This is a genomic window from Ruegeria arenilitoris, from assembly GCF_013030985.1.
Lineage (GTDB): Bacteria > Pseudomonadota > Alphaproteobacteria > Rhodobacterales > Rhodobacteraceae > Ruegeria > Ruegeria arenilitoris_B.
Genome location: NZ_WPYP01000008.1, coordinates 246,164 through 259,801 on the forward strand (window position 1 = coordinate 246,164; position 13,638 = coordinate 259,801).

Below are 13,638 nucleotides of genomic sequence, written 5' to 3' on the forward strand. Positions count from 1 at the left end.
GGCAAGCGGTCCGAAGGGGACCGCAGGGACGAAGCCCGAAAGGTAGAACATGGCGACGAATTCAGGCGGCGACGGCAAGAACACGCTCTATTGCAGCTTCTGCGGCAAAAGCCAGCATGAGGTACGCAAGCTGATCGCCGGTCCGACCGTGTTCATCTGCGATGAATGCGTCGAATTGTGCATGGACATCATCCGCGAGGAAACCAAAGCCAGCGGTCTGAAGTCTTCGGACGGAGTACCGACGCCGAAGGACATTTGCGAGGTTCTGGACGATTACGTCATCGGTCAGGCTACGGCCAAACGGGTTCTGTCGGTGGCCGTGCACAACCACTACAAGCGCCTGAATCATGCCCAGAAAGCGGGCAGCGATATCGAACTGGCGAAGTCCAACATCCTGCTGATCGGTCCGACCGGCTGCGGTAAGACCTTGCTTGCGCAGACGCTGGCGCGGATTCTGGATGTTCCGTTCACAATGGCTGATGCGACTACGCTGACCGAGGCCGGTTACGTGGGTGAGGATGTCGAGAACATCATTCTCAAACTGCTGCAGGCCAGTGAATACAACGTCGAACGCGCACAGCGCGGCATCGTCTATATCGACGAAGTCGACAAGATCACCCGCAAGTCCGAGAACCCCTCGATCACCCGTGACGTTTCGGGCGAGGGCGTGCAGCAGGCGCTCTTGAAGCTGATGGAAGGCACCGTGGCGTCGGTTCCACCGCAAGGTGGCCGCAAGCATCCTCAGCAGGAGTTCCTGCAGGTCGACACCACGAACATTCTGTTCATTTGTGGTGGTGCGTTTGCGGGTCTGGACAAGATCATCGCGCAGCGCGGCAAGGGCTCGGCCATGGGCTTCGGCGCCGATGTGCGCGACAATGATGAGCGCGGAGTGGGCGAGATTTTCAAGGATCTGGAGCCCGAAGACCTGCTGAAGTTCGGTCTGATCCCGGAATTTGTTGGCCGTCTGCCGGTTCTGGCGACGCTGGAGGACCTGGACGAGGATGCTCTGGTCACTATTCTGACCAAGCCCAAGAACGCTCTGGTTAAGCAATACCAGCGTCTGTTCGAACTGGAAGATGCCGAACTGGCCTTTACCGACGATGCGCTGAAGGCGATTGCCAAGAAGGCCATCGAACGGAAAACCGGTGCGCGCGGGTTGCGCTCGATCCTCGAAGATATCCTGTTGGACACGATGTTCGAACTGCCCGGCATGAAGAACGTCACCGAAGTTGTGGTCAACGAAGAGGCAGTGTCGTCCGACAAGCAGCCCTTGATCATCTACGCAGATGCAGCGGAATCGGCCTCGGCAGGTTAAGCTCAAAACGATTTACCATTCACGGCGCGGCATTGACCGCGCCGTTTTCTTGTGGGGGGCATTATGACAATCAAACGCATCTCGTCAGGTGGAGAATTCGAGGCCAAAATCGGGTATTGCCGCGCGGTGGTTGCTGGTGGCTGGGTCCATGTCGCCGGAACGGTCGGGCAGGGCGATGACGTGACCGCGCAGTGCCGGTCAGCCCTTAAAACGATCAGCAAGGCGTTGACCGAAGCCGGAGCAAGCTTTGCTGATGTTGTGCGTGTGACCTACATGCTGCCGGACCGATCGGAGTTCGAGCCCTGCTGGCCGATCCTGCGGGAATTCTTCGGCGAAAACCCTCCGGCGACGTCCATGATCGAGTGTGGTTTGATCGAACCGAAGTACCGGATAGAAATCGAAGTAACGGCTTATTTGCCGGAATAGCAGGTGCGGCCCTAGTGGCACTGGACCTTGGCGAGCCTTTGGTCCATATCTGCGGGAACAGAAATGTCGGAGGCAACCGATGGGTATCCTGAACAGTCTTTTGCGGGCCGTAACCTGGTGGAACGGAGCCACCCTGAACACGCAGTTCTATACCACGCGCAAGGGCGTCAAGGTCGGTGAGGACAACGAAGGCAATGTGTTCTATCGCACTGCCGACGACAGCAAGCGCTGGGTGATTTTCAACGGTGAGGCCGAGGCCAGCCGGATCGACCCCGATTGGCACGGCTGGCTGCACCGGACCTGGGACGAGCCGCCGACAGACAAGCCGCTGCAACATAAATCCTGGGAAAAACCACATCAGGAGAACCTGACAGGGACGGCTCTGGCCTACACCCCTGCAGGGTCCCTGCGTCGGCAAAACCCGGTTGAGCGCACGGATTACGAGGCTTGGAGCCCGGAATAAACGAGGCGAGCGATGTCGACCTATAACGTAACCGAAGTTCTTGTCGGTGGGGCCGTGCTGGCCTGTGCCGTTGCTTTTGGCGTTTATGCGAGCCAGTCCACCGGCCTGTCGCAGGGCAGTGCGGGATATCAGCTCGAGGCGTCGTTTCGCTCGCTTGAAGGTGTTGGCGTGGGCACGGATGTGCGTCTGGCCGGGGTCAAGATCGGCACTGTGACGGGCGTTACCCTGAACCCGGATACCTATCGCGCTGACACCACTTTCTCGATTGCGGACGGCATCCAAGTGCCGGATGACAGCGCCATCATCATTTCATCCGAAGGTCTGCTGGGCGGCAACTTCGTCGAGGTGATGCCGGGCGGTTCTCCGTTCTATTTTGAACCCGGCGATCAGGTCGAAGATACGCAAGGCGCGGTCAGCCTGATTTCGCTGTTGGTCAAATTCGTGGCCGGGGACGGCAGCGAATGAGGTGTTTTGCCCTGATTGCGGCGCTGCTGGCTGCTACGGGTGCATCAGCGCAGCAAAAGGCGCAGTCAGGCCCTGGGGCGATCCTGCGGGGCCTCGACAAGGTCAGCGGCCAAACCGTCGATGTGGAAATGCAGAACGGTGAGACTACTGTGGTATTTGGTCTGGACGTTGCGCTTGGGGATTGCCGCTATCCGGCCGAGAACCCGACCGGTGATGCCTTTGCCTACCTGACGATCTGGGAAAAAGGTAAGTCGGACGAATTGTTTGACGGTTGGATGATTGCCACATCCCCGGCGCTGAATGCGTTGGATCATGCACGTTATGACGTCTGGGTGATCCGCTGTATGACCCCTCCGGCTGATTGAGCCAGCGGCGCGGTGAAATCTGCAGCGGCGTTGATCGCCTCATCCAGTTCCTGCCGGTACTGCGTTCGGGGAATTTCAATCGCGCCTAGTGACGCCAGATGTGCGGTCAGAAATTGCGTATCGAACAGCTGAAATCCGGTTTGCCGCAGGCGATCCACCAGATAGGCCAGAGCGATCTTTGACGCATCCGTCCGGCGCGAAAACATGCTCTCTCCAAAAAACGCGGCCCCCAATGCAACACCATAGACGCCCCCAACCAGATGGTCGGCCTCCCACACCTCAAGCGAGTGCGCGTGACCAGTGCGGTGAATTTGCAGATAAAGGTCCCGCAATTCGGCATTGATCCACGTGTCCGCACGATCTGCGCAGCCATCGACAACCCCGGAAAAGTCCCGGTTGATCGTTATCGAATACCCGCATTTGCGAATGCGGCGCGAAAGGCTGCGCGAGACATGGAAACCGTCGAGGGGAAAGACGCCGCGAGATTTGGGATCAACCCAGAACAGCTCTGCGGCGTCACGGTGTTCGGCCATCGGGAAAATGCCGATGGAATAGCCGTGCAACAAGAGTTCCGGGGAAAGGCTCATACAGAATGCCCGAAGGCCGAAGGGCAGGCGCCCTTCGGCCCGCTTGTTTTAATCGGCCATATGCTCCGCAAGCCAGCGCTCCAGCCAGTGGATGTTGTAGTTTCCGCTGTGGATGTCGGGCTCCTGCAGAAGCGCGTGGAACAGTGGCACAGTGGTGTCGATGCCGTCCACGATCAGTTCACCCAAGGCCCGTTCCAGACGCGCCAGCGCCTCGGCCCGGTCACGGCCCTGAACGATCAGTTTGGCGATCAGCGAGTCGTAATAGGGCGGGATCGAATACCCGTCGTACAGCGCCGAGTCCATCCTCACACCCAAGCCCCCCGGCGCATGATAGGCCGAGATTTTGCCCGGGCAGGGCGAGAAGTTGGGCAGTTTCTCGGCGTTGATCCGAACCTCGATGGCGTGGCCGTTGATCTCCAGATCGTCCTGACCGAACGACATGTCCTCGCCGGCGGCGACAAGGATTTGCTCGCGCACCAGATCGACGCCAAAGATGCCCTCGGTCACCGGGTGTTCCACCTGCAGGCGGGTGTTCATCTCGATGAAGTAGAACTCGCCGTTTTCGTAGAGGAACTCGATGGTGCCCGCGCCGATATAGTTGATCTTGGCCACGGCGTCGGCGCAGGTCTTACCGATCTTGGCGCGTTCTTCGGGGCTGATCGCAGGGCCGGGGGCCTCTTCGAAGACCTTCTGGTGACGGCGCTGCAGCGAGCAGTCGCGTTCACCCAGATGTACCGCCTTGCCCTTGCCATCGCCAAAGACCTGAATCTCGATATGGCGCGGTGTGGTGAGGTATTTCTCGATATAGACCTCGTCATTGCCAAAGGCGGCTTTGCCCTCGGCGCGCGCGGTCATGAAGGCGCTTTCCATCTCACCCGCGTTTTGCGCGACTTTCATGCCGCGACCGCCGCCACCGGCGGTGGCCTTGATGATGACGGGATAGCCGAATTCCTCGCCGATCTTCTTGGCGGTGGCCAGATCAGGCACACCACCGTCTGAGCCCGGAACGCAAGGCACACCCAGTGCCTTCATGGTTTCCTTGGCGGTGATCTTGTCGCCCATGATACGGATATGTTCCGCGGTGGGGCCGATGAAGGTGATGCCGTGATCTTCGACGATCTGCACAAACTCGGCATTCTCGGAAAGGAAGCCATAGCCGGGGTGGATCGCCTGCGCGCCGGTGATCTCACAGGCCGAGATGATCGCGGGAACCGACAGATAGCTCTGCGGGCTGGGCGGAGGGCCGATACACACCGATTCGTCCGCCATGCGCACATGCATCGCGTCGCTGTCTGCGGTGGAGTGGACGGCGACCGTCTTAATCCCCATCTCGCGCGCGGCGCGGATGACGCGCAGGGCGATCTCGCCTCGGTTGGCAATCAGGATCTTGTCGAACATGGGTCCGCCTTACTCAACGATGACCAGAGGGGTGCCGAATTCCACAGCGTCGCCGTCGCCGACCAGAATGCGCTTGATGGTGCCCGCCTTGGGCGCGTGGATGTGGTTCATGGTTTTCATCGCCTCGACGATCAGCAGCGTGTCGCCTTCGGACACCGATGCGCCGACCGAGATGAACGCGGGCGCGCCCGGTTCGGGCTGCATGTAGACAGTTCCGACCATGGGCGAGGTCACGGCGCCGGGGTGGCTGGCCGGATCTTCCTGTGCGGCGGGTGCCTCTGCTGCGGCAGGGGCCGGTGCGGCAGCCGGGGCTGCTACAGGCGCTGCGGCCGGAACGGCGACCTGAACCGGAGCGGCCGCAGGCTGGGTCATACGGCTGACGCGCACGTTCAGGCTGTCTTCCTCGCCGTATTCGCGTTTGACCTGCAGTTCGGTCAGGTCATTGTCGCGCAGCAGTTCAGCCAATGCTTTGATGAATGCCACATCCGCTTCGTGTTTGGTGTCTGTCATGAGTGTCCTCGACGGTTCCCCTTTGGCCCGTCTGTTTTCCGCGGGCTTTGGTCTGATTACGCAGCGTTATAAGCCATGCGCCCGGTCATGAAAAGCGCAGTCTGAGCCTGTGATGTAAGGGTTTTAAAGAAGATTTCAGGCGGCGAAAGGGCCTAAAGCGGCATTCCCGAAAGTTTCGCCACCAGTTCGGGCAGTTTGCGGGCCCCGAATTTCTCCAAAAGGCGGGCGCGGTAGGCCTCGATCGTGCGATAGCTGAGGTTCAGCTCGGCCCCGATCTCTTTGGCGGACAAGCCGCGGCAGGACAGGATCGCGACCTCGCGCTCGCGCGCGGTCAGCTCGACCAGGGGGCGTTCTTCTGAGATGTCTGAAAAGCTCCAGATGCCGTGGCGGAACGGGTCGTCCGGGGTCAGTGAGCGTCCGCGCGCACGACACCAGAACAGATCGCTGTTGCGCCGCCGCATGACGCGTTCATCGGTGTAGTAGCCGGTATCGCGCATAACCTGCAGGCTGCGTGCGCCGATGCGCTCCCAATCTGCTACCGAAGGGTAGAGGTGCAGCAAGGGCATGTTGCGGTAATCCGCAACCTCACCGCCAAAGGTGCGGGCGAACTGCAGATTGCAGCGCCGGATGATCCGGTTTTCCAGCTCAACAAGTCCGATTGGCGCATATTCAAAGGCGGGGTCGCTCATGCGGCTATCGTGCCGGGATTTCAGTGGAATGAGAAGGGGGCCTGCGCAGATTCTGCGCGGGCGCTGCCCACCTCGGGTGAGTGTGTTTTGTCAAGTTTGTAAATGACCTATGAAAACTCTGCCTTAACCACTAGAAATACATCAAGAGTTCTGAAAATCAATCTGGGCGAAATTCAGTTGGATTAGCTTTGGGAGGGGTGAGAACATGCGCGACACGCTGACGGGCAGCCGAATCCGGGAAAGGCGTCAGATCGCGGGTCTGCGGCAGGCGGAACTTGCGCGCCAGGTTGGAATTTCAGCGTCTTATCTAAACCTTATCGAACATAACCGCCGCCGGATTGGCGGTAAGCTGTTGGTCGATATCGCCGGGGCGTTGACTGTGGAGCCGTCGGTGCTGACGCAGGGGGTCGAGGCCACGCTGATCTCGGCTCTGCGTGAGGCAGCGGCCGATGCAGTTGGCCAGCAAGCGGAATTGGATGGGCTCGAAGAGTTCGCCGGGCGGTTCCCCGGATGGGCGGGCGTGTTGGCTCAGATGCACCGCCGGGTCGTATCGCTGGAACGTACGGTGGAAACGTTGTCGGACCGCCTGACCCACGACCCGCATCTGGCGGCCTCGATGCACGAGGTTCTGTCGACTGCGGCTGCGATTCGCTCAACCGCTGCGATTCTGGCGGATACGCAGGACATTGAGCCCGAATGGCAGGATCGCTTTCACAGCAACCTGCACCAGGATGCCGAGCGGTTGGCCGAAAGCTCCAAGTCGTTGGTGGCATATCTGGACGAAAGCGATTCTGACGGGGATCACCGTGGCGTGCCGATGGAAGATGTCGAAGCGTTTTTAGAGGCCCGCGGGCACTATTTCCCCGAGGTCGAAGAGGGCGGAGGCGAGGCCGACATAGACCTGAGCGCTCTGGAGTCGGCGGCTGCAAAGTCCGTGGCCATGGAACTTCTCAAAGTTTATGCCGCAGATGCTCGTGCCTTGCCGCTGAACCAATTGCAGGCCGCTCTGGCCGAGGCCCCGCTGGACCCGCTGCAACTGGCGGCGCGGTTTTCGGTGAATGTTGCGACGGTGCTGAGGCGGCTGGCGACGTTGCCGGGCGGGTATCTGGGGCGCCCGACGGGGCTGGTGGTGTGCGATGCCTCCGGCAGTGTCCTATTCAGCAAATCCGTGCCCGGTTTTGCCATGCCGCGCTTTGGTGAGGCTTGCCCCCTCTGGCCTCTGTTTCAGGCGTTGAACCGGCCATTGGTGCCCATACGCAAACGCATCGTGCAGCTAGGGCGGACAGCCGCCGTGTTTGATTGCTTTGCCTACGCTTGGCCGCAGCACATTTCCGGTTTTGATGACGGGCCGGTCTATCGGTCAGTAATGCTGGTGCGGTCGGTCGAGGATGTTGCGCAGGATGAACAGGCGGTTGCCAGGGTCGGTCCCAGCTGCAGGGTTTGTCCCAGCAGCGATTGCGCGTCTCGCCGCGAACCGTCCATTCTGAGCGAAGGTTTTTGACAGTTTCCTGACACTGCGCGTAAGCTGGCGGCGACGGGTCATTCAGTTTATGACCAGTCACGGGGAGGACAAATAATCATGAGCCGCAAGGTTCTGCTAATCGAGGATGAGCCGAACATCGCCGAGGCCATTCGGTTCCTGCTGACACGCGAAGGTTGGCTGGTGGAAACACACGCCGAAGGCAGCGATGCATTACAGGTCATTCAGGGCGCAAGCCCGGATCTTGTGATTCTGGACGTTATGCTGCCGGGTAAAAGCGGGATGGAGATTTTACGAGACCTGCGCGACGTGGAAGGTATGCAGAGCTTGCCGGTTCTGATGCTGACCGCGCGGGGGCAGTCCCGGGATCGTGAGATGGCTGAAAATGCCGGAGTCAGTCGTTTTATGACCAAGCCGTTTTCCAATACCGAGATGCTGACTGCTGTGCGGGACCTGCACGCGCAGGCAACGCAGTCATGAGTCCGGACGAAGACCGTAAGCCTTCGGGCGTCCGGCCTTCGCTGTTTCTGGAACGGCAGAGCTATCGCCGCCGCAGATTGTCTGACGCGGCACGGCTGATGCCCTTTCTGGGGGCGGCCTTGCTGGCCATCCCGTTGCTGTGGTCCGACGGTCAAGGCACGCAGGAGGGCGTGTCTCTGTCTTCAGCGATCTTTTATATCTTCACATGCTGGGCAGTGATGATCGTGGCCAGCCTGGTGTTTGGATTTGCCGCCAGACGCATGGCAGGCCATGACGAATCCGAACCCGAGACGGACCGATGGCAACGCTGAACATTCTGATTCTGGTTTGCCTGGGCTATGTGGTGCTGTTGTTCGGCGTCGCCTTCGCCGCCGACAGGATGGCTGCCGCCGGGCGGGGGGCATGGCTGCGGTCGCCGCTGGTTTACACGCTGTCGCTGTCGATCTACTGCACCGCCTGGACGTTTTACGGTGCCGTCGGAAACGCCGCGCGGTCGGGGCTGGAGTTTGTCACGATCTACCTCGGGCCTACGCTGGTTATGATCAGCTGGTGGTGGGGGCTGCGCAAACTGGTGCGGGTCGGGCGCAGCCAGCGGGTGACGTCGATTGCCGACCTGATCTCATCCCGGTACGGCAAATCCAACACGCTGGCGATCTGCGTGACCATACTGGCAGTGCTGGGCGGCACGCCCTATATCGCGCTGCAGCTGCAATCCATTACCTTGTCATTTTCGATTTTTGCCGAGGCCGATCCCACGGGCCTTTATCGCGAAGGTTCCAGCGTGTTCTGGGTGGCGACGGGGTTGGCCGTGTTCGCGATCCTGTTCGGCACGCGCAATCTGGACGTCAACGAACGCCACCACGGGGTTGTCACCGCCATCGCGCTGGAATCGGTGGTCAAACTGTTCGCCCTGCTTGCGGTCGGGGCCTTTGTGGTTTGGGGCATCGCAGGTGGTGTCGGGCCGATGATGGACCGCATCGACGCGTCCGAGATCGGCCAATGGAACGTGGACGCCGGACGCTGGACCACTTTCATCTTTTTGTCCGCCGCAGCCTTTGTCTGCCTGCCGCGCATGTTTCAGGTCATGGTGGTCGAGAACGCGGATGAGGGCCATCTGAGAACGGCCGCATGGGCATTCCCGCTGTACCTGCTGCTGATGAGCCTCTTTGTGGTGCCCATCGCTGTTGTCGGTCTGGACCTGATGCCCGAAGGCTCGAACCCTGACCTGTTCGTGCTGACTGTGCCGCTGTCTCAGGGCAATGACTGGCTGGCGATGCTGTCTTTTATAGGGGGGTTTTCATCGGCCACGTCCATGGTCATCGTTACCGCGATGGCGCTGTCGACAATGGTGTCGAACCACGTGGTCATGCCGATCTGGCTGAGCACGCAGGAAGGCTCCGGTTCCGTATCCGGCGACGTCAGGAACGTGGTGCTGTTGGCGCGGCGGGTGTCAATCGCGGTAATCATGGCGCTGGGTTACTATTACTATCGCTTGTCCGGGGGCGGGGCCGCCCTGGCCTCGATCGGGTTTATTGCCTTTGCCGGGGTTTCCCAGATTTTGCCCGCTCTGGTCGGTGGCCTGTTCTGGCGCGGGGCAACGCGGACCGGTGCCTTGGCGGGGCTGACAGTAGGGTTCCTGCTGTGGGTCTACACCTTGCTTCTACCGGGGATGGACGGGGTGTTGATGCCCGAAACGGTATTGCAAAACGGCCCGTTCGGTCTGGGGTGGCTGCGCCCGCAGGCCCTGTTCGGGATCGAAGGGATGGACCCGATTGTACATACCGTGATGTGGTCGCTGTCCCTCAACACTATCGCGTTCTGCATCGCCTCGCTGCTGAGTTTCCCCAGCCCGCTGGAGCGCCTGCAGGGCGCCCAATTCGTCAACGTCTATGATCACTCTGTCGCGCCCCGCGGTTGGTCCGGCTCGGTTGCGCAGAGCGAAGATCTGATGATCATGACCCAGCGAATACTGGGTGCAGGCCCCGCGCAGGAGTTTTTTCAGGCCGAAGCGGAACAGCAGGGCGGGCGTTCCAGCCTGCCGGAACCGACCCCCGCGTTTCTGGAACGGCTTGAGCGCGAGCTGAGCGGCTCTGTCGGGGCAGCCACGGCCCACGCGATGATTGGTCAGATCGTCGGCGGCTCGTCCGTGTCGGTCGAGGACCTTCTGGCCGTGGCCGATGAATCCGCACAGTTGCTGGAGTACTCCAGCCAGCTAGAGGTAAAATCCGCCGAATTGACCCGTACCGCGCGGCAATTGCGGGAGGCGAATGCCAAACTCACGCAAATCTCGGAACAGAAGGACAGCTTCCTTAGCCAGGTTAGTCACGAGCTGCGCACGCCGATGACCTCGATCCGCGCGTTTTCCGAGATCATGCGCGACACCGAGGGTCTGAGTGGGGAAGAACAGACGCGCTATGCGGCGATCATCCACGACGAAGCCCTGCGCCTGACCCGCTTGTTGGACGATCTTCTGGACCTGAGCGTGTTGGAAAGTGGGCGGGTCAACCTGAATGTCGGTGACGACACGCTGCGCTCGGTGCTGGACCGGGCCGTGTCCAGCGCACTGGCCGGGTCCAGCCGGGCGCTGACGGTGCGTCGCTCGAAAACGGCTGAACGTATCCCGCTGCAAACCGATCTGGATCGGCTGGGGCAGGTCTTTATCAACCTGATTTCCAACGCAAAAAAATATTGTGACGCCGATGAGCCTGTGCTGACGATCTCGGCCCATGATGTCGGCGGGCAGGTGGTGATTGATTTCGCCGACAATGGTAGTGGCATCCCGCCCGAGGCCCGCTCGATGGTATTCGAGAAATTTGCCCGCGTGGGCGTCGACAAGGCTGGCGGCGCAGGGCTGGGCCTGGCGATCTGCCGCGAGATCATGCAGCGCCTGGGGGGCGAGATCACCTATCTGCCGGGGCAGGGCGGCGCGGCGTTCCGTGTCAGGCTGCCGATGGCCTACCAACAGGCGGCGCAGTGACACGAATGTAAAGACATTCGTAACCTGAACCGGGTTAGACCGAAGGTCAGAGACAACAACCAACAGCGGTTACGGGCATGACGCAGACGGTCAGCGCAGCTTTGGCGCGCAAGCTTTCAGTGGGGCAGGAAGAACAAGGCGACAAGCCGCGTTCGATCCTGCGGGCGCTGCGGCTGGCTTTTGCCCGCGCCGCCGGAGAGCGGTTGCAGCTGCCCATGGTCGTTATCGGCGCGAAGCAATCCTATCGAACTCCGGACGTCTTGGCGGATCAGGTCGGGGAAGACTGGCTGCTGTTGCAGTTTGTGACCGACGACGGGGCGTCGGCAGCCATCTGCATGGATCTGGGGGCGGTTTCGGCCATCGTTCAGGTGCAAACCATTGGCGAGGTGTTGGCGGACGAGCCCTCACCCCGTGCGTTTACCCATACCGACGGGGCAATGGTGGCGCCATTGGTCGAAGACGCGCTGGTGCGAGCGGTCGATCTGGTGGAGGCACCGGGGGATCAATCCAGCTTGTCGGGTTTTGAATTTACCGCCCGGTTTGCCGATTTGCGCACGTTTTCTCTGGCCATGGTCGAAGACACGTATCGGGTGTTTGACCTGACCGTGGAACTGGGCGGCGGTCTGCGGCAAGGACAGATTTCCGTGTTCCTGCCGGACCCGTCTGCCGAGGATGCAGACGAGGTCACGCAAGAGGACACCGGCCCAAATCTTGAACAGGCATCGGGGGTGTTGCGGGCCGAGCTGAATACGGTGATCTGCCGTATGTCGCTGCCTCTGGCGTCTCTTTCTCAGCTCAAAGTGGGGGAGGTTTTACCTCTGACGGGGTCGCGCCTGGACCGGGCAGAGGTTCTTACGATTGACCGAACCCGCGCTGCGGTTGGCCGATTGGGGCAATGTGGAGGGATGCGCGCCGTGCGTCTGAATGAATACGCGCCGCTGACGGCGCTGACCCAATCCGAAGCTGCGGAGTTTCTCGACGCCCGCGCGACGGCAACGTCGCAACCTGAGATGGACAAGACCACGCGGACGGATACATCGCAGATGCCGGTCGCCTTCTATCCAGGAGCATCAAGCGACATCGGGCCCAACCTGAATTTCGCCGATTCAGATCAGATGGTGGCTGAGATTTCGCAATTAGCCGGTTTGAAGCTATCAGACACAGATCCAGGTAACCTGAGTTAAATCAGTCGGCAGCACCGCGAATCTGATCAAGGGCCGGGCGCAGGTTTTCCAGCGCGTAACCTGCTTTGGTGGTGGCATCCAGAATGTCGTCCGTGCTCATCCGGTCGCATTGGCCCAGCGCCCAAACCACAGAACAGCGCGTACCCGAGGCGCAATAGGCCAGAACCGGCCCGGTGCAGCTTTCGGCCAGCTCGCGTTGCAGGGCCACATTCTCGGGCGTCATGGTCTGGTGCGTCAGCTCCAGAACCTCGTATTCCAGCCCTGCCGCGCGCACTGCTTCACCGATTGCATCCGATTGCATGTTGGCCGGAACCTCGACATTGGGCCGGTTGCAGATCACTTTGACAAAACCGGCCTCGGCAATGGCTGGGATGTCCTCGACCGTGATTTGCGGTGAGACGGCATAGCGGGGGGTAATCGGGCGAATCTCCATGGCAATTGATTAGGCCGCCTTTGCGACTCTGTCCAGTTGCGCGCCCAATGCCGGTGCCGCGTACATTCCCGCGATCATGGACAGCAGAAAGACAATCCCGCCAATCCCACCATAGCTGAGCGAGGCAAGGGCGGGCCCGGGGCACAACCCGGCCAGCGCCCAGCCCATCCCAAACAGCACCGAACCCAGGATCAGACGGCGGTCCAGCTCGGGTGTGGCCGGTTTCGGAAACTGGCCACCAGTCAGGGGGCGTCGATGGGCCGTCAATCGCCAGGCAATCAGCATGGGCAGGATCGCTCCGCCCATTACGAAGGCAAGTGTTGGGTCCCATTGCCCGAAAAAATCCAGCCAGTCTTGCACCTTGGTGGTGTTGGTCATACCGGACAGCAGCAGGCCCGCGCCGAACAGACCACCCGCGAGAAGAGAAACAAGCGCACGCATCAGATCACCCCCAAGACATGGCGAAACAAGGTGATCGTCACAACTCCGGCCCCGATGTAGATCAGGGTGGCAACAATGCCGCGCAGCGAAAACCGCGAAATCCCGCAGACACCGTGACCGGACGTGCAACCGTTAGCGATGCGTGTGCCGGCGCCCACCAGCAACCCGGCGATGATCACCACGGCGATATTGCTGGTCAGATGTGTCTCGGGTGCCGGAGAGAGCAGGGGCCGCAACAACAGGGGCATCCCGATCACGCCTGCCAGAAAGCTCAGCCGTTCCAGCGACCGGTCGCTGTTATCGACCAGCCCGCCCAGAATGCCGCTAGCCCCCATGATGCGGCCGTTGCCCAACAGGTAAACGGCGGCGCCGAGCCCAATCAGAAGGCCTCCGCCAAGGCCCCATATCCAGTCCATTTGCATTTT

At 60.8% G+C, this 13,638-nt stretch carries 17 protein-coding genes; 10 read left to right on the forward strand and 7 right to left on the reverse strand.

The window, feature by feature from the left end; all coding sequences use genetic code 11:
• Positions 1-49: 49 nt before the first annotated feature.
• The 5 genes from clpX to GOX88_RS16970 all read left to right on the forward strand — a co-directional run bounded on the left by clpX (position 50) and on the right by GOX88_RS16970 (position 3,034).
• Entirely contained in the window at positions 50-1,315 is a 1,266-nt protein-coding gene (gene clpX, locus GOX88_RS16950; protein WP_170332602.1) for an ATP-dependent Clp protease ATP-binding subunit ClpX, read from the forward strand.
• Between the two features lie 63 nt (positions 1,316-1,378).
• The gene (locus tag GOX88_RS16955) at positions 1,379-1,741 is read left to right on the forward strand and encodes a RidA family protein (RefSeq protein ID WP_170404364.1); all 363 of its coding nucleotides are present in this window, start codon (positions 1,379-1,381) and stop codon (positions 1,739-1,741) included.
• Between the two features lie 79 nt (positions 1,742-1,820).
• The gene (locus GOX88_RS16960) at positions 1,821-2,204 is read left to right on the forward strand and encodes an NADH:ubiquinone oxidoreductase subunit NDUFA12 (RefSeq protein ID WP_170404367.1); all 384 of its coding nucleotides are present in this window, start codon (positions 1,821-1,823) and stop codon (positions 2,202-2,204) included.
• Between the two features lie 12 nt (positions 2,205-2,216).
• Positions 2,217-2,669, forward strand: coding sequence for an outer membrane lipid asymmetry maintenance protein MlaD (gene mlaD / locus GOX88_RS16965; protein ID WP_170404370.1), 453 nt, complete (start codon positions 2,217-2,219; stop codon positions 2,667-2,669).
• Positions 2,666-3,034, forward strand: a complete 369-nt coding sequence (locus tag GOX88_RS16970) for a DUF2155 domain-containing protein (RefSeq protein WP_170404373.1) — start codon at positions 2,666-2,668, stop codon at positions 3,032-3,034. Before mlaD ends, GOX88_RS16970 begins: the two co-directional genes overlap by 4 nt.
• Here GOX88_RS16970 and aat read toward each other — a convergent pair.
• The 4 genes from aat to GOX88_RS16990 all read right to left on the reverse strand — a co-directional run bounded on the left by aat (position 2,989) and on the right by GOX88_RS16990 (position 6,218).
• Positions 2,989-3,621, reverse strand: coding sequence for a leucyl/phenylalanyl-tRNA--protein transferase (aat, locus tag GOX88_RS16975; protein WP_170404376.1), 633 nt, complete (start codon positions 3,619-3,621; stop codon positions 2,989-2,991). The genes GOX88_RS16970 and aat overlap by 46 nt on opposite strands.
• Positions 3,622-3,669: 48 nt before the next feature.
• Entirely contained in the window at positions 3,670-5,019 is a 1,350-nt protein-coding gene (accC, locus tag GOX88_RS16980) for an acetyl-CoA carboxylase biotin carboxylase subunit (protein ID WP_170404379.1), read from the reverse strand.
• 9 nt (positions 5,020-5,028) lie between these two features.
• On the reverse strand, positions 5,029-5,529 hold the full coding sequence (gene accB / locus GOX88_RS16985) for an acetyl-CoA carboxylase biotin carboxyl carrier protein (RefSeq protein WP_170404381.1): 501 nt from the start codon (positions 5,527-5,529) through the stop codon (positions 5,029-5,031).
• 152 nt (positions 5,530-5,681) lie between these two features.
• Positions 5,682-6,218 (reverse strand): LuxR C-terminal-related transcriptional regulator, encoded by a 537-nt coding sequence (locus tag GOX88_RS16990; protein WP_170404384.1) that lies wholly within the window; start codon positions 6,216-6,218, stop codon positions 5,682-5,684.
• 205 nt (positions 6,219-6,423) lie between these two features.
• Between GOX88_RS16990 and GOX88_RS16995 the strand changes: the two genes are divergently transcribed.
• The 5 genes from GOX88_RS16995 to GOX88_RS17015 all read left to right on the forward strand — a co-directional run bounded on the left by GOX88_RS16995 (position 6,424) and on the right by GOX88_RS17015 (position 12,339).
• Positions 6,424-7,719: a helix-turn-helix domain-containing protein gene (locus tag GOX88_RS16995; RefSeq protein WP_170404387.1), complete on the forward strand. Its 1,296-nt coding sequence runs from the start codon at positions 6,424-6,426 to the stop codon at positions 7,717-7,719.
• 78 nt (positions 7,720-7,797) lie between these two features.
• A complete protein-coding gene (locus tag GOX88_RS17000) occupies positions 7,798-8,178 on the forward strand; it encodes a response regulator transcription factor (RefSeq protein ID WP_170326800.1) in 381 nt (126 codons plus the stop codon).
• Positions 8,175-8,489: a hypothetical protein gene (locus tag GOX88_RS17005; RefSeq protein ID WP_170404390.1), complete on the forward strand. Its 315-nt coding sequence runs from the start codon at positions 8,175-8,177 to the stop codon at positions 8,487-8,489. Before GOX88_RS17000 ends, GOX88_RS17005 begins: the two co-directional genes overlap by 4 nt.
• Positions 8,477-11,155, forward strand: a complete 2,679-nt coding sequence (locus GOX88_RS17010) for a sensor histidine kinase (RefSeq protein ID WP_170404393.1) — start codon at positions 8,477-8,479, stop codon at positions 11,153-11,155. Before GOX88_RS17005 ends, GOX88_RS17010 begins: the two co-directional genes overlap by 13 nt.
• Positions 11,156-11,232: 77 nt before the next feature.
• Positions 11,233-12,339 carry a FliM/FliN family flagellar motor C-terminal domain-containing protein gene (locus tag GOX88_RS17015; RefSeq protein ID WP_170404396.1) on the forward strand — a complete coding sequence of 369 codons (1,107 nt, stop codon included), beginning with the start codon at positions 11,233-11,235 and terminating at the stop codon, positions 12,337-12,339.
• A gap of 1 nt (position 12,340) precedes the next feature.
• On the opposite strand, the gene GOX88_RS17020 is transcribed toward GOX88_RS17015, so the two are convergent.
• From GOX88_RS17020 to GOX88_RS17030, 3 genes are read right to left on the reverse strand one after another with little or no spacing between them, the layout of a single operon-like run.
• Positions 12,341-12,772, reverse strand: coding sequence for a TIGR01244 family sulfur transferase (locus tag GOX88_RS17020; protein ID WP_170404400.1), 432 nt, complete (start codon positions 12,770-12,772; stop codon positions 12,341-12,343).
• Positions 12,773-12,781: 9 nt separating this feature from the next.
• Positions 12,782-13,213, reverse strand: coding sequence for a DUF6691 family protein (locus GOX88_RS17025; RefSeq protein WP_170404403.1), 432 nt, complete (start codon positions 13,211-13,213; stop codon positions 12,782-12,784).
• Positions 13,213-13,635 carry a YeeE/YedE family protein gene (locus tag GOX88_RS17030; RefSeq protein ID WP_170404406.1) on the reverse strand — a complete coding sequence of 141 codons (423 nt, stop codon included), beginning with the start codon at positions 13,633-13,635 and terminating at the stop codon, positions 13,213-13,215. Before GOX88_RS17030 ends, GOX88_RS17025 begins: the two co-directional genes overlap by 1 nt.
• Between the last annotated feature and the right edge of the window lie 3 nt (positions 13,636-13,638).